Below are 22,577 nucleotides of genomic sequence, written 5' to 3'. Positions count from 1 at the left end.
CTCCTTATATTACTATAATATAACACCTATATATTTTAGTCAATAGGTACTATTTAAAAGAAGGGACAAAGTATCATATAAATTTATTTTTAGGCAAATATAATTAGAAAAAATCTATTTACAACTAGATATTTCTGTTTTACACCTAAATTTTTGATTTTAAAAGCTCGGCAAAATCCTTCAAGCCTTGTTCATCATCAAAGACTCCTTGAGCCTTGTCTTTAGGTCCTCCCCCTTTTCCCCTATAATTATTTATATTTTCTTTAAAAAATCTTCCCATATTAAAATCTATATCTTTAGTATTTGCGGTAACCCTCTTGTCAATAAGGCTTCCAAGAACTAGACTATCTGTCTTTTCTTTTAGGATATCTTCCATCAAAAGGAGAGTTTCAAAATCTAGGTCATCATATATAAAGAAGTACTTATTGTCTTTTATATCCGCTGATCGAGCTATTATTTCCGCAATTTTTTTCTTCATCAGGGATAGAGATTTTTTTACTTCATCTAGCTCAGACTTTTGTCTTAGTGCCTTGTCTATGATTAGGTCTTCCTCAGATGAATATATTTTCTTTAGAGTTTTAATTATATTGTTCTTTTGCTCATAGTCCTTTAGAGCTCTTTCTCCGCAATTGAAGTATACTCTAGTCATTCCTTTGTATGCCTCTGTCTTTAGGATTTTTATTATTCCTATTTCGCCTGTTCTTTTTACATGGGTACCTCCGCAGGCACAACAGTCAACATCACCCATCTTTATTACCCTTATATTCTTATCAACAGATACTTCTTTCCTTACAGGAATACCTTCTATATTTCCATTTTCGCTAAATATAGCCTCTACTTCTATATCTTCGTATATACTTTTATTTGCTTCTCTTTCAGCCTCTTCTATTATCTCATCCGTCATAACCTTTATATCTATATCAATAGTTACATAGTTTTCCCCTAGTCTAAATCCTTTGTTGTTGCCCTTAAAAAGTCTGTAAAAAGTACCTGCAAGGACATGCTCTCCTGAGTGCTGCTGCATATGGTCAAATCTTCTTTTAAAATCCAGCTTGCAGATCACTTCTTTAGTTTCAGGTTTTTCAGTCACCTCATGATATATTACAGAATCTTTTATCCTTACATGAACCACAGGAATATCATCTATATATCCCATGTCTGAAGGCTGCCCTCCACCCTCTGGATAAAAAATAGTCCTATCTAAAACAATCTCTATTTTTCCATTTTCTTCAATAATATCAATTATATTTGCTTTTGCTTCTTTTATATACGGGTCACTATAATATAGCTTTTCAGTCAATTAAGCCACTCCCTTTTATTTCTTAAATTAATAAAATTATTTTATTTAATACAACTATTTTGTTATTTCCCTCAGTTTTAAAAATCTATATCCAGTTTTTAAATTTTAATATAGCTAACTTATATCTCAATTTCTAAAACTACAGGGCAGTGGTCAGATCCCATCACCTCAGGATGAATCTCAGCACCCTTTATATTGTCTTTGAGTTTTTTTGAAACTACAAAATAATCGATTCTCCATCCAGCATTGTTTGCCCTTGCGTTGAATCTATATGACCACCAAGTATATGCCCCTTCAACTTCAGGATGAAGGTATCTAAAAGAATCTATAAAATCAGACTCCAAAAGCTCTGTAAATTTGCCCCTTTCTTCATCTGTAAAACCAGCATTTTTTCTATTTGTCTTTGGATTTTTAAGGTCAATTTCCGTATGTGCTACATTTAAGTCTCCGCAAAGTATGACAGGCTTTTTCTCATCAAGCCTTAGAAGATATTCCCTAAAATCATCCTCCCACTGCATTCTATACTCAAGCCTTGCAAGCTCAGGCTGAGAATTTGGGGTATATACATTTACAAGATAAAACTTTTCATACTCAGCTGTGATGACTCTCCCTTCTGTGTCATGATGCTCTATATCAAGTCCATAGGTTACAGAAATAGGAGTTTCCTTGGTAAATACTGCTGTTCCAGAATATCCTTTTTTTATAGCATAGTTCCAGTACTGATTATATCCCTCAAGTTCAAGCTCTATTTGCCCCTCCTGAAGTTTGCTTTCCTGTATACAAAAAATATCAGCATCTACTTCCTTGAAATAGTCCAAAAAACCCTTTTTTACACAAGCTCTAATCCCATTTACGTTCCAAGATATTAATCTCATATATATTACGTCCTTTCCATATTTCGTTTTGATAATCTTTGCCATTATAGAATACCACATTTACAATTTCGTAAACAACGTATTGATTTTTTATAAACATATGGTTATAATGTTTATAAATTTAAAAACAAAAGGAGGTTTTGTTTATGGAAAAAATTTCAGAACTTTTTTGGAAGGCTTCCTGCAAAGATATGGCAAAAGGATATATAAAAGATAAAGATACAAACAAATATATCTGCCTAGTCTGCGGAGAGTCTTTCGAAAAAGGAGTAATATACAAGGAAGATGAAAAGTATTATGAAGCAGAAAAGTATGCCCAGATTCATATAGCCAAAGACCATGATTCTATGTTTGACTACCTTGTAAATCTAAACAAAAAGGTCACAGGGCTTACAGATACCCAAAAAAGTTTACTTCAGTTTTTTTATGAGGGACTTAGCGACAATGAAATAGTAAAGGAAAAGGGAGGAAGTCCTTCAACAGTTCGAAATCAAAGATTTACATTGAAGGAAAAGGAAAAGCAGTCTAAGGTATTTTTAGCTATAATGCAGCTACTTGATGAGAAAAATAAACGGGACGAAAAAGATGACTTTGTCCCTCTTCACAGAGGTGCCACCATGATAGATGATAGATATGCAATAACAAATGAAGAAAACGAAGCTATACTAAAAATGTATTTTAAAGAAGGACTTGACGGGCCCCTTAGTACATTCCCAATCAGAAAGGAAAAACGTAAGATTGCCATCCTTCGTCATCTTATCAAAAGATTTGAAAGGGGAGCATATTACACAGAAAGGGAAGTAAATGAGGTTTTAAAATCAATATATTCTGATCATGTCCTTATAAGGAGATACCTTATAGAATATGGATTTATGGATAGAGAAAATGATGGCTCTAAGTACTGGGTCAAGGAATAGTGAATTTAAAAAAACATGTGAAAGAGGGTAAAATTCTCAGTCACATGCTTTTAGAATCTGCGTTTGTACTTTTAAGGATTTACCATAAATGCATCCTTTTCGTATTTGTATCCTCCAAAGTCTATATACTCTGCTACTTTGGCTCCCTCTGGAAGGGTTACGTCTTTTAAAGCATATTCTTTAAATATGTTGTACCCCATCCTATCCACTATATAGCCTACGTGCTCTTTTGGAAGGGATCTATCTATATAGTCATCTACGAAACTATATGTGTTTTTTATTACCTTCACTATAGTTTCTTCATCTATCCACTCTAGGAAGGTTCTGGCTACTCTTGGGTTTTTCTTTCCTGTCCTCCCCATGATTACCATTCTGTAGTATTTCTTCTCATTTCTGCTCCAAGCCTGAGTAGGACAAGTAAGAGCGCACTCTCCACATCCTATGCATCTTTTTTCGTCCCTTACTACTTTTCCATTTTTCATTTCAAGGGCACCAGTTACTCTTTTCTTACAGTTTTTTACACAAGCTTCACATCCTACGCACTGGCTGTAATCATACTCTACTTTAGCAGTTCCTATTATTCCAAAGTCCTGCATATGAGCCTTGATACAGTCGTTTGGACATCCTGTAGTTGCTATCTTAAAGTGATGATCGTGGGGAAATACAGCCTTTTCTATCCTTCTAGCTAGGGCTGTTGTGTTGTAGTTTGCGTATGGACAGACCTTGTTTCCTATACATGATGATATGTTTCTAGTTCCTGCAGCAGGGTAGCCTTTTCCGTCTTCTACTCCCTCTACTCCCTCTTCTACTAGAAGGTTCTTTATTACAGGGTTAATCATTTTATTTACAGCTTCCATATCTTCAAAGTCGATTCCAGCTATCTCAAATCCCTGCCTTGTAGTGATATGAAGTTTTCCATCTCCGTATTTTGTGGCAACTTCATAAAGTATAGGTATTATATCAGCTGGCAATTCTCCACCAGGCACTCTAATCCTTATAGCTGTCTTACCTCTATGTTTTGTAATCCTAAATGCATTTTTCTTTATCTTTTTAGTATTTAAATCCAGCACAATTTCCCCTCCTAATCTATAAGATTGACAGCTTTGTCATATCTAAATACTGGTCCTTCAAGACATACGTATGTCTCATCTATCTTGCAGTGTCCACATTTTCCAAGTGCACATGACATTTTTCTCTCAAAGGACATCCAGATTTGTTCTTGCTTTAGACCTATCTTCGAAAATCCAAGGGCAGTAAATTTCATCATTGGTGGTGGTCCTACTATTACTACATGGGTGTTTTCCATGTCCTTCATCAGCATCTTGTTGATATGGTCTGTAACAAATCCTGTGCTTCCTATCCAGCCTTCTTCTGGTCTATCAAGGGTTATGTTTACAGGGAACTTCTGGCTCCATTTATTTAGCTCATCTACAAAGAGTCTGTCTTTCATTGATTTGAAACCTACTATTACTCTAAAGCTCTTTAGCTTGTCAAGGTTGTCATAGAAGTGATTTATAAAGTTTTTTACAGGTGCAAGTCCTGTACCACCTGCAACTAATATCAGTTCTTTACCATAGTGGTCTTCTGGGCTAAATCCATTTCCATAAGGCCCTCTTATATAAAGCTTGTCTCCTATTTCTTTATTGAATATCTCATCAGTAACTTTTCCAACTTTTCTAATAGTCATCTCAAGTTCACCATCTTTGAAATCACTTACAGAAATAGGGGCTTCTCCTGCCTTTGGTACTGATAGTTGTACGAATTGACCGCTTTTTAGATTCATATCTGATTTTACGAAAAATGTATAGTCTATATCAGTTTGCTTTACTATTTTAGTTATCTCAGCTGGTACTGGAATATATGGATTTTGCATGATTAAAGTACCTCCTTGCCTGTTTTTTCAGTTACTTTATTGATACAGTTTGCAAAGGATATATACTCAGGACATCTGTCGTCACATCTTCCGCAGCCTACGCACATATGGTCTCCAAATTTCTTTTTATAATCATATACCTTGTGCATAGTCTTATATCTCATCCTTGAGCCATAATCATTTCTAAAGCTATGACCTCCTGCCATGTCTGTAAATTTGTCAACATGACATCCTGCCCATACTCTTCTTCTTTCCCCTACTTCACTATTGTCATCATATGAAATATCTGTAGTTGTAAAGCATGAACAGGTAGGACATGAGAAGTTACATCTTCCACATCCAATACATCTCTTTGCATAGTCTTCCCACATTTCATCGTTGAAAAATGAAGGGTCTATATTTTCTGGATTTGGAGTAGCTACCTTTGTATCGTTTTCAAGTACAAATGAGGTCTCAAATGGGATTTCATTTTGACTTTCAAAATATTTAGCAAGGCTTTTATCCTTAATCTCTACTTTTACATTTTCTTCCCTAAAATCTATTCCCATGCTATATTCTTTTGCAATATTTGTTCCCATAGATACGCAGAAACAGTTTTCAAAGCTCTTTGGACATCCCATAAGAACAAAGCTCACTTCGTCTCTTTTTTTCTTGTAGTATGGATCTTCTATAAGTCCATTTTTAAGGAATATATTGTCTACTCTATCCATAGCATGGATATCACAGGCCCTTAAAAAAACCAGTCTTTTCTTAGATGTATGTACAGGCTCTATAACTTCATCGTTTTGAATGTGAAATAGCGTCTCAGTAGCTGGAAATACTACTTCTTTTGCAGAAAACATAGATTTTTGTCTATACTCTATATCATTTAATGTTTTTACTTTTTTATATTTTATGTTGTCAGTATCAGAATATCTTCCTCCGCCTTTTACTTTAAAAGGTGCAAGGATTTCATATTCCTTGGAAAGCTCAACTAAAATTTCGTCAAACTTAGCATTTGATAGTTCGTAACCCAAAGTAATTCCTCCTCTTATTTTAATAATTGTTAAAGCAGTAACAATAAGTTATCATTTTTTAAAAATTTTTTCTGTGATAATTATCACAGGAAGGGATAATATTAAAAAATGCACCTAGGTGCATTTTTATGTTTATAGAGAAATATTGTATTTTTAAGCTGTTTTTTTAGCCTTGCCAGAATCATTTTTATCAAGTCCTAGATATCCGTATACAAAACCTACGAACACTATTCCCCCTATCATGTTTCCAAGAGTTACAAAGCTTAGGTTTTTAATAAGACCCATCATAGTAATAGTTGGGTCAGATGAAGCAAACATACCCATAGGAAGTAGTGTCATATTTGCTATACTATGCTCAAATCCAGAACCTACAAAAGCAAGAAGACAAAGCAATATGATTACAAGTTTTGCTGCATCATTTTCTGTTCTTTGACATGTGTAAATCGCTATACATACCATAAGGTTGCAAAGTATTCCTCTGATTATTAAAGCTGTGATAGGAAGATTCATTTTAGTAGCTGTTGCAGAAACTAAAAGTGAATTTGTAGGATCAATATCTATTAGTCCAGATAGCTTCATAAGATATGCAATAATAAGTGAGCCTACAAAGTTTCCAATAAAGCTAAGTATCCAAACTGCAAGAGTATCATCAAGTGAAGCCTTGCCTTTCATCATTCCAATTGTCATTATCATATTGTTTCCTGTAAAAAGCTCAGCCCCTGTAAACATAACAAGAGTAAGAGCTATGGAAAACACTGAACCCATCACTAGTCTTAATGCTGGAGACCCTGCCGCTGCAAAAGGTGATGCTATCGAATAACTCGCCACAACACCGATTCCAACAAACATTCCCGCCATTATAGACATTATTATGTACTTTATTAAATCTTTTCGTCCTTCTACTCTAGCAATTGCCATCTGCGAGACTTTGTCCGCCGCCTTAACATTCATCATAAAAAGCCCTCCCTAATCATCCTTAAAGATTATCTTGTTAATAACATATCAATAAAATAACACTGTTTTAGGGGAAATTCTGTGACATTTATCACAGTTTTCAAATATAAATTTATTTCGATAAACTATTTCTTAAAAAGAAGTATCCAATCCTTTTTAATCTTTTCTAAGGACATAAAAAAGCACCTTGAAGTTTAAAAAACTCCAAAGTGCTTTTAATATGATTAGTCATCAAGCTTTACATAATTCAAAAGTGCACTTCTATCTTTAATCACTATCTTATGCCCTTTTAAATAAAGTACATTTTCATTTTCCAGTTTTTTAATAAATCTACTTACAGTCTCTCTTGATGTCCCTACCATAGCACCTATATTGCTTTGATTTATAGGCAAATCTATAAGTACGCTATCGTCTTTTAGGACTATACCATAATCTCTTGAAAGTTTCCAAAGCCTTGAAGCTATCCGCTGTCCTGTCTTTAGCCTCCCAAGGTTTAGTGCTTGCCTTTGAGTCCTTCTGACTTTTTTGCTCAAAGATTTTAAAACTAATAGATTAAGATTAAAATCTTCCTCCATGAGTTTTAGGAGGTCTTTTGCCATTATGCTTATAAGTATACTGTCCTTTAAGGCCCTAGTGCTGTTTGATGTCTTTTGAAAATCCACAGCAAGTTCGTTTATAAACTCCCCCTCACTAAATATATAGAGGATTTTTTCTTCTCCCTTTTCTGAAAACTTAGAAAGGATGGCGTATCCTTTTAGGACAATAAATATAGGGACATCAGATTGTCCTTCAAGGTATAAAATAGTATCTTCATTAACAACATGCCCTCTTGAAAGGTTGATAAGTTTTTTCTTTGTAACGTCATTTAAAGTTTCCCAACCCTTGAGATTTTTTATGTGAGGCAAAAAACTCTGCAATATACCACCTCTTATCATTCTATATGTGAGAGATAAAAATAGTAAGAAAGCCTAAGAGTAAAATCTTCCATAGTAATGAAATCATTAGATTTAGGATCCACTGGATTAAAGTCAAGATCAGTAGAAGCTATCATTTTATTTTCTCTAAAATACATCCTATACCCTATGGGCTGTCCTTTGTCATTTTTCTCGCCGATATTTTCTGTTGGAACGGCAAGTATGAAAACAACTTGATTTTCCCAATAATAAATCTCAAAATTCATATCTCTATCTCTAGCCTCTATTTTATAAAGGTCAGTATTTTTTCCATAGCTTGTTACATGCATCTCTAGATTGTCATCAAACCACGAATACTGGTCAGCTTCATTGAGCATACTTTCAACTTGAATAAATTGACTTGTTATGGTGTCTATATTTTCTTTTAATTTCATTGCTGGGCTGAGTCTATTATTTTCAGATTCATTTTCCAAAGGGACTTTTTCTTCAGTATTTGTCTCTACTTCATTTTCTTCAGGAGTCAAACTTCTTGGCTCTTCTTTCTCATTTTCGTAGGACTTTTTTTCCTCAGTCTTCTCATTGGTGATTTCATCTACCATGGACTCTCTTAAAACATCTTCATTTGATTTGCTAAAAAACTGAATGGCAAAATATGCTGCTATTATTGCACTCAATGCTAGTAATATTATAATAATATTAGTTTTTTTAGAATCCATCTATATCAGCCCTTCTTAACTTTATTACATTTCCGTGAACAGTTATATACTTTTATCTTATGTTGGGCTCTCTATAGGTAGAGTAGAAGTTATCCGTCCTACCATCTATGGTTCTAGTTAGCTGATATCTTCTTTCTCCTGTGTTCTTTACACTGATATTCACATCTTTATTATCAGCTTGACTGCCATAAATCTTGAAATTAATTCTTGAGTTTTGGACAAATGCTTGAATATATATTGGGCTATTTAAATTATTTTTAAATTTAAAATCAGAGCTTGAAGATACCATTGCGTCCGTTCCTCGAGGTACATATGCAACAGGCAGAGAATGAGGTCTTCTTTCTGTAATTTGAAGTCCAGATCTAAGTACTCCATTAAAAAGAGTTGTGGATACCTGACATATCCCTCCTCCTACACCTTCCACAAATTCTCCAGAAACTATTACAGGAGCATATTGATATCCCCTTGCAGTAGTTATAGGTCCTATTGTCCTATTAAAAGAGAATTCTTCTCCTGGCATTAATATCGTACCATCTATACTTGATGCTGCAAGTGATATATTTTGAGATCTTCCTTTTACATTGCTGTCAAATCTAGTGGAAAATTCCGAAAGAACAAAGTTTATTTTTTTCATTTCATCTGTAGTTCTCTTTGGAGCCTTCCCAAAATAAAATGCTGCCTCATAAGGAGTGTAATCCTTGTTTTTAACTCTCATTATTATTTCTTGTCTTACGGTGTCCACATCCATATCGATTCCAAGGACCGATTCTGTAAGAGATGTTCTCTCACCTGTCATGCTAATTTTTGTAGATGCATCAACAGCTTTTATACTTAATGTATCTGCCATTTTAGAAAGCTCTCTCGAAAACACTACTTCGTCCATTTGAAGGAGCATCTCTCCTCCATATGGATTCGGAAGAAATTTGAAAACCTTTGTGGCATCAAATGAATAAGATTTGCCAATTCCATTTACAACCTCAAGAGTTCCTATATAGTCATCCGCTATAGTACCAGATGCAAAACTTTCATTGATAATACTTCCCCTTGAGATTACATCAAATACACCTGCTGTTCCAGAGGTTGACGTAATCAAAGTCGCTAAAGCAAAAGCTAGTATATATTTATTGTATTTCATAAAATCATTCCTTTCAGGTCAAATGCCATGTCAAAATAACAAGTATTAATATTTAAAATAACCTGCTTAATAGATTAGTTTTTATTAATCTATAATCAATATGTTATATTAATGTATTCTTAAATATAATAATATTATATTTAAGATAATACAATGAATCTTTACAAATATATTAACATCATACCCACAACTATGACATTTCAACAGATTACGTAAAAATGAATAAAATAACAATAAATTTTTTTTTTACAAATTTAATAATAAGAAAAAGCCACTAATCCTTTTCAAGACTAATGGCTTTGAACTCAAAGCTTAGTTATTTATGAACCTCCCCCCACTGATGCAGTAGCTCAGTGGGGGTTTCCTATCATTAAAAGCTAGGCACTTCAATAGCAAAGAAGGTTTGCTTCTTTGTTTCATGCAAGGCATGTGAATATACTAAGCTTTCTAAATAGGCAACACTGTCTAAGTGGGCGGGAACACGCCATCTACTACTTCTAGCTTACGCTATCCGTAGATACTTTGTTTCTTTGATATCTCCAATGTATCTAATGTCTTTATACAAATGCTTAGATAGTATGTTTCTAGCACCATGAATATCCCTATGGGCTGTATAACTGCAACTGCATTTGTAATTTCTAGTAGAAATCTTTTTCTTTCTACTGCAAACAGGACATGTTTGACTTGTATAGCTTTCATCTATCTCATTAAGAGTTATGTTACTGCTTTCTAGCTTATATTTAAGGTAATCCTTTAGCTTTCCAAAGTTCCAATTGGATAGTTTTTGGTTTACCTTTTTTGTCTTTTTGCCCTTTGTGTTTCTTTGGACCCCTTCAACCTTACCAATGACAACTTCTTTAACTCCTTCATTTACAGCAAAATCTACAAAGTTTTTAGTTGTTTTATGAAGAATGTCTTTAATTTGAGCGTCTGATTTGGATAATACATATTGCTTAGCTTTGCTATATTTTTTCCACTGCCTTGAGCCTTTCTTACACTTACTCATTAACCTTTGAAGCTCGGCTACCTTTTTGTTTCTTAGCCTATTTACTGACCTCATCTTTCTTCCAGTTATAATTAGGGCGTTTTCACTTTTAGTATATGAGGCAATTGTATGGATTTCTCCAAGGTCAATACTGCAGATATTATCTCCAGTATTTCGACTTATAACTGCTTCATCATCATATGTTATTGAAACCATAAGCTTTCTGTCATAGATAAGCTCTATTTCTTTAATATCATTAGCTGGAAGGTTTTTTACCCATATTGTAATAGGCTCCCTTCTTTTGCCATTTCCTGTGCCCATAGATAAAGTTATTTTTCCATTTAGATGAACTGTAAATGCTTTGTCTACCCATTTAGTATTGAAGTTTTTCTTTTTCTTGTATGGATATTTGTTTTTAAGACCAGCCTTTCTTGCTTTAAAGGTAGCGTCTCTTGAAAATAGATACTTATGACAAACAGCTTGTACTGATTGACTATGAAGGGGATATTTATCTTTTAGTTCCTTTTGAAGTTGAGTTTTACCTATCCACTTACCATCATTATTAAGTGAATACTCTTTAGCTATTTTAAGGCAGCTGTTATATACCTCAGCTGAAATACGATTACACTCAAATAGTCTATCTAGATTGCTCTTAGTTGTAACAAAATCAGTCTTTAGGCATTTAATCATGAAAATCCTCCTTTCTCTTAGATTCACAAAACATATGTTCTTCTATATCTACCCAAGTATTTCACTCAAAAAACTGGGTTCTTAATTATTTTTTTGTTTTAAGACAAAAAAGCAATTCATCCCCCCACTGAATTTAAGAAAAAACTCAGTGGGGGACTTCTTGCCTAAATTCTGTTAAAGTATAGAGTTAAGGGCCTGATTAAGGTCATTTATTATATCCTGAGGGTCTTCAAGTCCTACAGAAAGTCTTATCAGACCGTCACTGATGCCTGCCTTTGCTCTTTCTTCCGGCGTGTATGGAGAATGAGTCATTGAAGCTGGATGCTGTATAAGAGTCTCTGCATCTCCAAGACTTACTGCAAGTACGCAAAGCTCTACACTATCCATTACTCTTTTCCCTTTTTCTATATCCCCTTTTATTTCAAATGCTATCATAGCTCCTGGCAGGCTCATCTGCTTTTTGATTACTTCATGCTGAGGATGATCTTCAAAGCCAGTGTAATAAACCTTGTCTACAGCTGGATGGTCTTTAAGGAAGTTTGCAACCTTTACAGCATTTTCGCAGTGTCTTTCCATTCTGATATGAAGAGTCTTCATACCTCTAGCTATAAGAAACGCATCAAACGGGCTAAGAGTAGCTCCAGTCATATCTTTAACTCCAAATAGTCTAACCTGATTGATAAACTCTTGCTTCCCTACTACAAATCCTGCAATTACATCTCCATGTCCGTTAAGGTATTTTGTAGCCGAGTGGATTACTACGTCCGCTCCAAGCTCTATCGGTCTTTGGATATAAGGAGTACAGAATGTATTGTCAACCATTACTATACAGCCCTCGTTTTGATGAGCAATTTCACTTATAGCAGCAATATCAGCTATATCAAGTGTTGGGTTTGCAGGTGTCTCTAGATATACAACCTTAGTATTTGGTCTCATAGCATCCTTTACTTTTTGGGGGTCTTTCGTATCTACAAATGTAACCTCAACTCCAAATCTTGTAACTCCATGGCTTAAATAAGCATATGTACATCCATAAAGAGTCTCCGCTGCAACTATATGGTCTCCTGCTTTAACAGCTGTCCAGATTGCAGAGCTTACAGCTCCCATACCAGAACCCATAGACATAGCAGCTTCTGCACCTTCAAGCAAAGCTAGTTTTTCTTCAACTGGCGTGTTTGATGGGTTTCCAAGTCTTGTGTATATGTATCCGCTTTCCTCAAGGGCAAATCGTCTTCCTCCTTGCTCAGCAGAATCAAACATAAATGTTGATGTCTGATAGATAGGAGTTGTCAGTGCTCCCATTTCATTTTTTTGATATCCACCATGTATTGTCTTTGTAGCAAATCCCATGTTTTTTACGTTAGCGCTCATAAAATACCTCCATCAATTTTTATAATAAATATAATAAGACAGTTTTCCCCATAAGAACCATTTCATCTACACGTGGGTTTACTCTTATTTGTTATTAACATAACTAATAAGTATTCGCAAGTTTCATGCCATATTTTTATCATAGTATTTTTCGCAATTTTCTATAATCTGCCCCTAAAAAAACTTTTTCCGGAATCTTAAGTTTCCAATTTTGTATATTTTAGGAAACTTTAGTTTCCAACGGTATCTTTAGTTTCCATTCTTATGTTTAATTTTTGAATTTTTTTAATTAAAGCAGTGTGAGATATACCTAATTCTTTTGCTGCTTTTCTTATAGATTTGTTTTTTTGAAGGGATTTTTTTAATATTTCAATTTCAAGCTCCTTCACCTGTTCTTTTAACGAAGCCATTTCCTTATATTGTAAAAAATCCTCATTATAATTTTCATTTGGTTTTTCGTCCACAAAAATATAATTATTCGTAAGTATATTTCCCTCACATAGATTTACCGATCTTTCGATAGAGTTTTCAAGCTCCCTTACATTTCCAGGCCAGTCATATTCCATCATGTAGTTGATATAGTCCATACTAGCACTTACTATATCCTTTCCAACTTTTTTATTCATCTTTCTTATGAAATGACCTATAAGAAGAGGTATGTCCTCTTTGCGCTCTCTAAGGGGTGGAATAGTTATAGGAATTACATTCAATCTATAATAAAGGTCCTCTCTAAATTCTCCCTTTTTCATCATTTCATCTAAATCCCTATTAGTGGCACATATTATTCTCACATCTACTTTTTCTTCTTTGCTACTTCCAATCTTCCTTATAGTTCCCTCTTGCAATACCCTAAGAAGCTTTGACTGCACCCCCAAAGAAAGCTCCCCTATTTCATCTAAAAAAATAGTTCCTTTGTCCGCTTCTTTAAAAAGTCCTTCCTTTCCTCTTTTTAGAGCCCCTGTAAAACTGCCTTTTTCGTATCCAAAAAGCTCACTTTCTATGAGAGCATCAGGAAGAGCCGCACAGTTCACCGTAATAAATCTTTGATTTTCTCTTTTGCTTAGTTTTTTTATAGCTTTAGCAAATAACTCTTTACCGGTCCCACTCTCTCCTTTTATGAGGACAGTGGAGTCACTCTTGGCTATAGATGAGCAGATTTTTTTCACCTTCTCAAGAGATGTACTACTTCCAACTATTTCCTTAAAAGACCCCGATTCATCCAGAGACACTATTTCTGCAATCTCCCTAGCTTTTTGAAAATCTTTGATTGTAAGGACAGAGCCTATAGGGTTGAGGTCGTCGTCCTTAACTGCTCTTCCAGTTGCAAGGTACCTTCCATCCACTTTTTCATTGGAAATAGAAACTTCTACATTTTCGTAACTTTTCCCACTAGTTATAAGTTCCAAAAGACTGCTTTGTTTTCCAATAAAGCTTTTTATGTTTCTTCCTAATATTTCATTTTTTTCATAACCAAATAGTTTCTCACAATAGCTGTTGAAAAACTCTATTTCTAAGTTCGCACTTAGAGCTATGACCCCTTCATCCACAGAGTCAATTATAGCCTTAAGCTTCCTTTCGTTTTTTTCATACCCCATAAGCTCAAGCTCTCTAACACTTATCACATCTTCTATTTTTTCTAGTTCTTCAATCAATTCTAGCTTTTCCTTTTTCTTTATATCTTCAATCATCACACAGATTTTTTTTGAAAAAACTTCCAAGGAATGAAGATTTATTTTAGAATCATAAATTGCTCCAAGTATTTTTAGAGTGATTCCCATTTTATCTTGGGTCTTTATTTCAAGACGGATATATTTAGTCATAAAATCAACCTTTCTTGATTGCTCTTTAATCCTTCAATATATTCATTATATTACAAAACAACAGATACCACCTTCAAATACAAATTTTAAAACTAAAATAAATAAAAATTCTTTATATTAAAAAAAGCCGAAACAATCGCTCCGACTTTTTTCATCCACTATCTATGGCAGTTTATATATTTTTCTTTTCTACCTTTTCTTCCCATTAATTCAAGTCTCTCGTTGTATTCTTTGTCTATAGTTACTCTTTTTGCAGCTTCAAGAAAATATTGACCTTTGGGTATTTTTTTCTTTATAAGGATATCAATTAGATTTCGAGCAGCATTTTCTTTATCGAAATGAGAATGGTATTCCCTCGTACCATTTGTGTTGACCACAACAAAATCTCTTTTCGTTTTTAGAAGCTTATACTCCTGAATAACATCTAATACCCTAGCCACATTATCACCTCTTAGTTAGTATTTAAGATAATTAATTTAGGGATTTTCAAATCATAAATCTCACTTGAAACCCTTATCTTATTAATTATCTTATTTTACAAATACCCATCTATTGTTAAGAGGTGATTAAAAGGATGTTAAATTCATTTTAAGATATATTTTTACTTATCCCCTTTTCTTTATTTTCAAAGCTAGAAGGCTTACCTTTTTCAAAGTTGTCTTCAAAGTCATTAGTAGCTTTGATTATAAGAGATGACATTCCAAGTAGTGCAATAAGATTTGGAATCACCATCAGTCCATTAAATGTATCTGCAAGCTCCCATACAAGCTCTACTTCCATAGTTGTTCCAAATACTATACAAAATAAAACAATAACTCTGTAAAGACCTATTCCTTTTTTACCAAATAGATATCTTATATTTGACTCTCCAAAAAAGTACCATCCAATTATAGTAGATAGAGCAAAGAAGAATAGACATATGGCTATAAATATAGAACCAAACCCTCCAAAACCATTTACAAATCCTTGCTGAGTTAGAGCTGCTCCAGAAAGTCCAGTACCCAAAGCTTCAGTAGTAAGTATTACAAGGGCAGTCAATGTGCATACTATTCCAGTATCAATAACTACACCCATTATCGCAACAAGACCTTGCTTGCCTGGATGTTTTACCTTTGCAACAGCATGGGCATGAGGAGTAGACCCCATACCAGCCTCATTAGAGAATAGCCCTCTAGCTATACCGTATCTAAAAGATTCCTTCACAGTAGCCCCAATAAGTCCACCAGTTGCCGCCATCGGATTAAAAGCACCATATATTATCATCTGAAAAGCAGGCACTATATTTTCAAAGTTCATAAATACTATAACAAGACTTCCAACTATATAAAAAGCCGCCATAAATGGAACTACCATTTCTGTAAACTTTGCAATCCTGCCTATACCTCCCATGATTATAAGTCCCACTATTATAGCCACGAAAATTCCTACTCCAACAGCAGGTACATCAAACGCCCCAGTAACAGCTTGACTAATCGAGTTTGACTGAACCATATTTCCCATGAAACCAAGGGCAAGAACTATAGCTACAGAGAAAAATCCTGCAAGATACTTATTCTTAAGACCATCTCTTATATAATAAGCCGGCCCTCCAGTAACTTCACCATCAACTCTTGTCTTGTAAATCTGAGCAAGCACAGCCTCAGCAAATATAGTTCCCATCCCAAAGAATCCACTAATCCACATCCAAAAGATTGCACCAGGTCCTCCAGCAGCTATAGCAGTTGCTACCCCAGCTAGATTCCCAGTACCAACTTGAGCTGCTATCGCTGTAGATAAAGCTTGAAAAGAAGACATTCCATCTTCGTCAGCTGCATCACTTTTCTTGAAAATTCCTCCAAAAGTTTCCTTAAAAGCTTGACCAAGCTTTCTTACTTGCAAAAATCTCAACTTCCAAGTAAAAAGCACCCCTGTTCCTAATAAAAAAAATAACATCACCGGTCCCCAAAGCACACTATTAATACTATTTACAATCTGAAATAAGTCCATCATTATGCCCCCTAAAATATTTAAGTTATAATTTTAACGATATAAGATTGTTAGTAATGCAAATAAATTTTTATACATTGCAATTGTTTGAATATTAGTACATTTGTTCGTGAGATTTTAATTGTAATAAAGTAAAACAAAATAGCAAACACCTGATTTTGCAGCATTTTTCTGATATATTTACTTACCCACCTCCTATTATTACTCTTTGTTTATTTTGTTATTTAATTATCATTATTTTAATAATACTATTATTCTGATTATTTATCAACACTATTATTTCAAATATTTATAATTATTATAAATATTTGAAATAATAGTGTTTTACTTAACCTGTGAACACGAACTAAAAATATTATCAAGCGGACTGTTTCCTGTAATCAACAGATGAAAGTCCTTTTAATTTCTAAAAATTTCCCACAAAAAAAGTCTACACTAAATGTAGACTTTAAGGACAAATCACGTATTTTCTCGCCCATAGACAATCTCCACAACTTGGAGTGAGTCCATAGCAATCTTCTGAAGTATCTTCTGTATAACTACAGCCTTTGATAAGATCACAATCCATACATGATGGATAGTTTCCTGTATGAACCCTATATTTGAACCTCTTGTACTCTTCAGAGTTCCAAATATCTAATAGTGATTGGGTTTTAAGATTTCCAAAATAATGAGCTTTTACATTTTTTTCTCTTCCAAACACATATTCTTTATAGGAATGAGCAAATCTATAACAAGGAGATACATTTCCATCAGCAGTAATTAATGTGGATACCTTATCGATAAAGTCGCAACCCCTATCTGTCTTGAGTTCACCATTTCCCATAAGAAGCCTCATGCCATATCTAAAAGATTCAGTCCTGAGATTCTTTTTAAGAATATTCATCTCTGGATTTTCTCCTTTGTCTTTATAGAGTATTTTGTCCTTGTAATGCTCACTTTGTGGTATTACATTTGAAAAAATAAATTTAGAAGCTTTTAGCTTTCCTGCTAATTTTATTACTCCATATACCTCATTTATATTATCTTTTGAACCAACAAACTGAATTTGTATATTTGGAGTCTTGGACTTTTTTTCTTTTTTCTTTTGGTTAAGCATCTCTAAAGACTCTATAATATCTTCAAGAGCTGTCCCTCTTATATCATAAAATTGTTCTGATAGTCCATCTATTGATATAGTTAGAGTATTTACCGTATCTATAAGTAGCTCAATATTGTTTTCATTTATCATAGTGCCATTTGTAGTAATTTCTATATTATAGTCTCTTAATGCATGGATAGCTTCCTCAAAATACCTACAAAACATAGGCTCCCCTATACCTCCAAGAACCACAGTTTCCAGATTTTGCACTTGCTTCAAATCCTCCACTAGCTTGTCGAAATTTCCCTTTTCCATATCCCTCGCTTGATCAAGCCAACTACCTCTATAGCACATCTTGCAATTTAAATTACATCTGTCTGTAAGCTCTATATATACTTTTCTTATTGTAAAGCTATCTGGAAAAACTATCTTATATCCTAATTCTTCCATACCTCCACCTCTTTTTTTTCTGAATATTCTATATTATTCATTTTATCATAAATTATCTAAGGGCGGCTCGTTTCTTTGACTTTAAATAATAATAAAAGTGAAACTCCTAATGTCATGGCCTCTGCAATAGGAATAGTAAGCCATACACCATTAATCCCCCAAATAAAAGGAAGTACTATAAGGTTAAAAAGTACAAATACTAGACCTTTAAACAATGAAAGAGTATTGGATTTTTTTGCTTCTCCTATAGCTTGAAAGTATGCTATAGAGACAATGTTGCAACCAATAAATAGAAATCCTGTAAAATAAATCCTAATACCTGTCTTTGTGAGATCTATAAGATATTTTTCCTCTACACTAAAGAGACGAATTATAGGTTCCGAAAAAATACCTGCAACAAGGAAAAACATCATTCCAATTGAAAATGCAGAAATAAATCCAAGCTTTCTAAAATCTATTGCCCTTTTATATTCCTTTGCCCCATAATTGATGCTTATAAGAGGCTGCATAGCTTGAGCAACTCCTGATAAGATAGCTACCCCTATCATAGCAATATTGGCTATAATGCTATATGCTGCAATTCCAACCTCCCCTAAGAGTCCAAGTATTCTGTAGTTGAAAGATATTATTACCACAGCTCCAGAGACTTCTGTAAATGAACTTGAAAGCCCAAGCTTTAAAATACTTGAAGAAATTTTGCCATTTATTTTTTGGAGTCTAAACCTTAACGATCCGCCCTTTAATAAAAATCTAGATCCTATTATTGAAAGAGTTACGATAGGTGCAAGTCCTGTAGCTATTGCAGCTCCTCTTATTCCCATATCAAATATAAATATGAATATATAATCAAGGACTATATTTGTCATATTTCCTGCAATTACAGCTATCATAGCAAGTCTTGGAGCTCCATCATTTCGTAAAAAAGGAACCAGTATTCCAGAGAGTATAAAGTTGAATCCAGCCAAAAGTATTACCTTGAGATAGGCATCTGTCAGGCCTAATATTTCTCCTTTTGCTCCAAAAAAAATAGAAACCTCCTTAGAATAAATAAATCCAAGTATAGATATGATAAGGCCTACAAGTACACCTAGGGATAATGATGCAGAGAAGATGTTTTGAGCTTCTTTATGATTTCCCTTTCCAATGTTTATGGCATAAAGTGTAGCTCCTCCCATTCCAATCAAAAGGGATATCGCATTGTATATATTATAAACTGGAATAGCTATTCCAAGGGCAGAAAGACCGTCTTGACCTACTCCTTTTCCTATAAATATGGTGTCGCAAAGGATATTTATAGATACTCCTATCATTGCGAAGATGCTAGGAAGTAAAAATTTCAAAAAAAGACTTTTCTGTTCTGATTTTAGGATTGATTCTATGTTCATATGTCTCACCCCAATAGTTAACTCTTTATATTTTTCTTAATTAATGTGCTATTTTCAAAAATGCATTAAAATATATTGTAACACAAAACCTCTGTTTACTGACAAAAAAGAATTCAAAACAAAAAGAACCTAAAATTTAGGTTCTTTTTTAGAAATAAAGATATCAATTTATGCAGATTTCTCACTTTCTAATTTATCTTCTGCTATTTGAGAGTCTTCTCTAAGTGCTTTTAAAAGTGAAAAGCAAGCAAATACCATAACTATTGCAAAAGGGAAAGCTGCAGCAATAGATGCTATCTGAAGTACGCTAAGCCCTCCTGCCATCATCAGAGAAAAAGCCATTAGAGATTGTATGCATCCCCATATAAGCTTCTTTTGAGTACTTGGGTTTAGGTCACCATTTGATGACATCATACCAAGTACAAATGTTGCTGAGTCAGCAGATGTTACAAAGAATGTGCAAAGAAGTACTACAGCAATCATGGATATAAGACTTCCCATTGGCATGTTTTGCATTACCACGAAGAATGCCGTTTCTGTAAGTGCAATTGCCTCTGTTGCAATCTCAGGCCCTAGGCTGATTCCAATTGTTCCAAATATTGCAAACCAAACGAAAGATCCAAGAGCAGGCACAAGTGTAACACCAATTATAAACTCTCTTATTGTTCTTCCTTTTGATATTCTAGCTATGAATACCCCTACAAATGGTGCCCAAGCTATCCACCATGCCCAGTAGAATATTCTCCAGCCGCCAAACCAGCTGTTGTCTCCAAATGGTTCAAGATTCATACTTTCCTGAATTATATTTCCTATATACATACCTATTCCGTTTGTAAGTGAGTTAAGAATCATTACTGTAGGTCCAACTATAAGCCCTAAAATCATAAGTATGGTAGCAAGTCCTATATTCGCATTTGAAAGGATTTTTATCCCTTTATCAAGTCCGCTTATTGCAGAAATCATAAAAAGAACTGTAACTGTAACTATTATTATTATATTTACTGTTGTATTTATTGGAATTCCAAATAGATAATTTAGTCCTCCATTTATCTGAAGTACCCCAAGACCTAGAGATGTTGCAACTCCTGCAACTGTAGCAAATATAGCAAGTATATCAATAGCCTTTCCTATTGGCCCTCTTGCTTTTTCCTCTCCTAATAGAGGGATGAATATACTGCTTATAAGACCAGGCTTTCCTCTTCTAAACTGCATGTACGCAAGAGCAAGAGCTATTACTGAATAGTTAGCCCATGGATGAATACCCCAGTGAAAAAACGATGTATAGATAGCAAAGTTTGCAGCTTCTGCAGTTCCTGCTTCAAGATTCATTGGTGCCATATAATGATTAAGAGGCTCTGCAACTCCCCAAAATACTAGACCAATACCCATACCTGCTGAAAATAGCATTGCAAACCATGAAAGATAGCTGTATTCAGGTTTTGAGTCATCTTCGCCTAGCCTTATACTACCAAACTTACTTACTGCTATGGCGAACATAAAAATAACAAAGAAAAACATTGCCAAAAGATAAAACCATCCAAAATTATTGGTCAAAAATGCAAAGATTCCATTTGCAACCTCTCCAAAACCTACAGGAGAGAGAATTCCCCAAAGAGAAATAGAAAAGACCACTACTAGCGAGATTAAAAATACAGAATTATCCTTTTGTTTCATCTTGCTTTCACCCCTTTACTAAATTAAAAATCTAATCTAAGGGAGAAGCTCTTCTCCCTTAGCCACCATGGATTTTTAGTGTAAATATCTTAAAAGCATACTTAGATGATTTATATCTTTACCTTAAATACAGTCTGCTCTTTAATATCTGTTGTTAGTGCATCAAGAGCCACTCCCACTCTATGATGTCTTAACTTGAACTGTTCCTCTTTTGTAGTATTTGGGTCTCCAAGAGGGTAAGGTATAGATATTGTAGGTACTATTCTGTTTGATCCCACTGTTTTTGCAACTGGAACCAGGTTTGCCATCTGTACTATTGTAATCCCAGCTTTTTCTATTTCTTTGTTCATCGTTGCCCCGCAACGAGTACACGTACCTCAGGTGGAGGTTAGGATTACAGCTTTAATTCCTGCTTCTATAAGCTCTTTTGCTATTTCCTTTCCCATTCTAGAAGCTTCAGCCTGAGTAGTACCAGTCCCTACTGTAGAATAAAAGTATTTATAAACCCCTTTTATCTTACCTTCTTTTTCGTAAGCTCTAAGGGCATCAAGTGGAACTATTACATCAGGATCTGCATTTGCTGCTGCTGGGTCAAATCCTGCGTGTATTGTCATATATTCTCCAGCCACCAAATCATAAAGCTCCGATACTTCATATCTTCCCCATTTGGTTGCCGATGCTGATTGTATTCTATCTGGGTTTCCAACGGGAACTATCCCCCCCGAAGTAACTACAGCTACTTCAAGTTCTTTAAGCTCCTCAGGTGTTATAGCAGGTGCTATAGGAACATATTCCGATGGTGGTATTGGAAGCTCTGTCTTAAATGGCTCGTCATTTATTTTCTTAAGGAGCATATCAATTACTCTGTCTGCTGCTGGAGTCTTAGAGTCTAGCCAAACCTGCTTTCTGATTCCTCTTCCAAAATATCCTTCTTTTTCTGCTGATAAAAGCTCTTCATTGTTTAACATTTTAAGGGCATAGCTAGACATTGCCTTTATATCTTTTCTCATAGCAGCGGCACTAGCTCCACCTTTAAATATTATCATTTCCTTTTTGAACATCTCTACCCCTGGATTTTCTTCATTCATAGAGGTGAGTACAGGCACATCAAAGTTTTCCTTTACTGCCTTACAGATATTTCCGCAGGCAGAACCATATCTTCCTGCTCTAAATGCCGGACCAGCAAAGAATATGTCCATTTCTTTATCTTTTAAAAACTCTAGTATTCTTGATATAGCCTCTTCCTGATTCGAACCCATAAAGTTGTCACCACAAATTATTGTGTGAGTAATCTCTACATCATCTCCCAGCTGCTTATTAAGCTCAAGTGCTGGTCCTACAAGCCCTTCTCTTATTTCTGGTTCATGAGAAGCCATTTCTTCTCCGCCTATTTGTCCAAAAAACTGATTTATATAAAGTATACCTTTTTTCATTT

The 22,577-nt window shown here is 34.5% G+C and carries 19 protein-coding genes; 1 reads left to right on the top strand and 18 read right to left on the bottom strand.

The annotated features are described in order from the left end of the window. Positions 1 to 145 precede the first annotated feature (145 nt). On the bottom strand, positions 146 to 1,300 hold the full coding sequence (locus J2Z35_RS03690) for an alanyl-tRNA editing protein (protein ID WP_209659485.1): 1,155 nt from the start codon (positions 1,298 to 1,300) through the stop codon (positions 146 to 148). A gap of 119 nt (positions 1,301 to 1,419) precedes the next feature. Beyond that, positions 1,420 to 2,175 carry an exodeoxyribonuclease III gene (locus J2Z35_RS03685; protein WP_209659483.1) on the bottom strand — a complete coding sequence of 252 codons (756 nt, stop codon included), beginning with the start codon at positions 2,173 to 2,175 and terminating at the stop codon, positions 1,420 to 1,422. A gap of 146 nt (positions 2,176 to 2,321) precedes the next feature. Here J2Z35_RS03685 and J2Z35_RS03680 point away from each other — a divergent pair, with 146 nt between their 5' ends. Beyond that, positions 2,322 to 3,092: a DUF2087 domain-containing protein gene (locus J2Z35_RS03680; protein ID WP_209659481.1), complete on the top strand. Its 771-nt coding sequence runs from the start codon at positions 2,322 to 2,324 to the stop codon at positions 3,090 to 3,092. A 71-nt stretch (positions 3,093 to 3,163) separates the two neighbouring features. Here J2Z35_RS03680 and asrC read toward each other — a convergent pair whose 3' ends face one another. From asrC to grdH, 16 genes are all read right to left on the bottom strand, one after another. Further along, positions 3,164 to 4,165 carry a sulfite reductase subunit C gene (asrC, locus tag J2Z35_RS03675; protein WP_334300519.1) on the bottom strand — a complete coding sequence of 334 codons (1,002 nt, stop codon included), beginning with the start codon at positions 4,163 to 4,165 and terminating at the stop codon, positions 3,164 to 3,166. An 8-nt stretch (positions 4,166 to 4,173) separates the two neighbouring features. Continuing rightward, a complete protein-coding gene (gene asrB, locus J2Z35_RS03670; RefSeq protein ID WP_209659472.1) occupies positions 4,174 to 4,965 on the bottom strand; it encodes an anaerobic sulfite reductase subunit AsrB in 792 nt (263 codons plus the stop codon). Positions 4,966 to 4,967: 2 nt separating this feature from the next. Beyond that, positions 4,968 to 5,981 (bottom strand): anaerobic sulfite reductase subunit AsrA, encoded by a 1,014-nt coding sequence (gene asrA / locus J2Z35_RS03665; protein ID WP_209659470.1) that lies wholly within the window; start codon positions 5,979 to 5,981, stop codon positions 4,968 to 4,970. 153 nt (positions 5,982 to 6,134) lie between these two features. Next, positions 6,135 to 6,935, bottom strand: coding sequence for a formate/nitrite transporter family protein (locus tag J2Z35_RS03660; RefSeq protein ID WP_209659468.1), 801 nt, complete (start codon positions 6,933 to 6,935; stop codon positions 6,135 to 6,137). A gap of 224 nt (positions 6,936 to 7,159) precedes the next feature. Beyond that, positions 7,160 to 7,852 carry a Crp/Fnr family transcriptional regulator gene (locus J2Z35_RS03655; protein WP_209659466.1) on the bottom strand — a complete coding sequence of 231 codons (693 nt, stop codon included), beginning with the start codon at positions 7,850 to 7,852 and terminating at the stop codon, positions 7,160 to 7,162. Positions 7,853 to 7,866: 14 nt separating this feature from the next. After that, positions 7,867 to 8,565, bottom strand: a complete 699-nt coding sequence (locus J2Z35_RS03650) for a hypothetical protein (protein WP_209659464.1) — start codon at positions 8,563 to 8,565, stop codon at positions 7,867 to 7,869. Positions 8,566 to 8,617: 52 nt separating this feature from the next. After that, positions 8,618 to 9,700, bottom strand: coding sequence for a VanW family protein (locus J2Z35_RS03645; protein WP_209659462.1), 1,083 nt, complete (start codon positions 9,698 to 9,700; stop codon positions 8,618 to 8,620). 502 nt (positions 9,701 to 10,202) lie between these two features. After that, positions 10,203 to 11,375: an RNA-guided endonuclease InsQ/TnpB family protein gene (locus J2Z35_RS03640; RefSeq protein WP_209659460.1), complete on the bottom strand. Its 1,173-nt coding sequence runs from the start codon at positions 11,373 to 11,375 to the stop codon at positions 10,203 to 10,205. Between the two features lie 174 nt (positions 11,376 to 11,549). Beyond that, positions 11,550 to 12,746 (bottom strand): methionine gamma-lyase, encoded by a 1,197-nt coding sequence (megL, locus tag J2Z35_RS03635; protein WP_209659459.1) that lies wholly within the window; start codon positions 12,744 to 12,746, stop codon positions 11,550 to 11,552. A 230-nt stretch (positions 12,747 to 12,976) separates the two neighbouring features. Further along, a complete protein-coding gene (locus J2Z35_RS03630) occupies positions 12,977 to 14,566 on the bottom strand; it encodes a sigma 54-interacting transcriptional regulator (protein ID WP_209659457.1) in 1,590 nt (529 codons plus the stop codon). A gap of 158 nt (positions 14,567 to 14,724) precedes the next feature. After that, a complete protein-coding gene (locus J2Z35_RS03625; protein WP_209659455.1) occupies positions 14,725 to 15,006 on the bottom strand; it encodes a hypothetical protein in 282 nt (93 codons plus the stop codon). A gap of 148 nt (positions 15,007 to 15,154) precedes the next feature. Further along, on the bottom strand, positions 15,155 to 16,555 hold the full coding sequence (locus J2Z35_RS03620) for an alanine/glycine:cation symporter family protein (RefSeq protein ID WP_330623368.1): 1,401 nt from the start codon (positions 16,553 to 16,555) through the stop codon (positions 15,155 to 15,157). A 445-nt stretch (positions 16,556 to 17,000) separates the two neighbouring features. Further along, positions 17,001 to 18,083 (bottom strand): tungsten cofactor oxidoreductase radical SAM maturase, encoded by a 1,083-nt coding sequence (locus tag J2Z35_RS03615; protein ID WP_209659453.1) that lies wholly within the window; start codon positions 18,081 to 18,083, stop codon positions 17,001 to 17,003. A 56-nt stretch (positions 18,084 to 18,139) separates the two neighbouring features. Next, positions 18,140 to 19,468 (bottom strand): MATE family efflux transporter, encoded by a 1,329-nt coding sequence (locus J2Z35_RS03610; protein ID WP_209659451.1) that lies wholly within the window; start codon positions 19,466 to 19,468, stop codon positions 18,140 to 18,142. 168 nt (positions 19,469 to 19,636) lie between these two features. Continuing rightward, on the bottom strand, positions 19,637 to 21,142 hold the full coding sequence (locus J2Z35_RS03605) for a glycine betaine uptake BCCT transporter (protein WP_209659449.1): 1,506 nt from the start codon (positions 21,140 to 21,142) through the stop codon (positions 19,637 to 19,639). Positions 21,143 to 21,252: 110 nt separating this feature from the next. After that, positions 21,253 to 22,575, bottom strand: a complete 1,323-nt coding sequence (gene grdH / locus J2Z35_RS03600) for a betaine reductase selenoprotein B (protein ID WP_209659446.1) — start codon at positions 22,573 to 22,575, stop codon at positions 21,253 to 21,255. Between the last annotated feature and the right edge of the window lie 2 nt (positions 22,576 to 22,577).

It is taken from the genome of Acetoanaerobium pronyense, assembly GCF_017874355.1.
In the GTDB taxonomy this organism is placed as follows: Bacteria; Bacillota; Clostridia; order Peptostreptococcales; family Filifactoraceae; genus Acetoanaerobium; species Acetoanaerobium pronyense.
Note: the sequence above shows the minus strand (reverse complement) of the source record. Positions and strands in the feature narration are given on the sequence as shown.

Excerpts from the sequence above, each read along its gene's own strand:
- J2Z35_RS03615 (WP_209659453.1), bottom strand. The coding sequence starts at position 18,083 with ATGGAAGAATTAGGATATAAGATAGTTTTTCCAGATAGCTTTACAATA.
- J2Z35_RS03630 (WP_209659457.1), bottom strand. The coding sequence starts at position 14,566 with ATGACTAAATATATCCGTCTTGAAATAAAGACCCAAGATAAAATGGGA.
- asrB (WP_209659472.1), bottom strand. The coding sequence starts at position 4,965 with ATGCAAAATCCATATATTCCAGTACCAGCTGAGATAACTAAAATAGTA.
- J2Z35_RS03640 (WP_209659460.1), bottom strand. The coding sequence starts at position 11,375 with ATGATTAAATGCCTAAAGACTGATTTTGTTACAACTAAGAGCAATCTA.
- J2Z35_RS03620 (WP_330623368.1), bottom strand. The coding sequence starts at position 16,555 with ATGATGGACTTATTTCAGATTGTAAATAGTATTAATAGTGTGCTTTGG.
- J2Z35_RS03645 (WP_209659462.1), bottom strand. The coding sequence starts at position 9,700 with ATGAAATACAATAAATATATACTAGCTTTTGCTTTAGCGACTTTGATT.
- J2Z35_RS03650 (WP_209659464.1), bottom strand. The coding sequence starts at position 8,565 with ATGGATTCTAAAAAAACTAATATTATTATAATATTACTAGCATTGAGT.
- J2Z35_RS03605 (WP_209659449.1), bottom strand. The coding sequence starts at position 21,142 with ATGAAACAAAAGGATAATTCTGTATTTTTAATCTCGCTAGTAGTGGTC.
- J2Z35_RS03680 (WP_209659481.1), top strand. The coding sequence starts at position 2,322 with ATGGAAAAAATTTCAGAACTTTTTTGGAAGGCTTCCTGCAAAGATATG.
- J2Z35_RS03660 (WP_209659468.1), bottom strand. The coding sequence starts at position 6,935 with ATGATGAATGTTAAGGCGGCGGACAAAGTCTCGCAGATGGCAATTGCT.
- megL (WP_209659459.1), bottom strand. The coding sequence starts at position 12,746 with ATGAGCGCTAACGTAAAAAACATGGGATTTGCTACAAAGACAATACAT.
- J2Z35_RS03610 (WP_209659451.1), bottom strand. The coding sequence starts at position 19,468 with ATGAACATAGAATCAATCCTAAAATCAGAACAGAAAAGTCTTTTTTTG.
- J2Z35_RS03685 (WP_209659483.1), bottom strand. The coding sequence starts at position 2,175 with ATGAGATTAATATCTTGGAACGTAAATGGGATTAGAGCTTGTGTAAAA.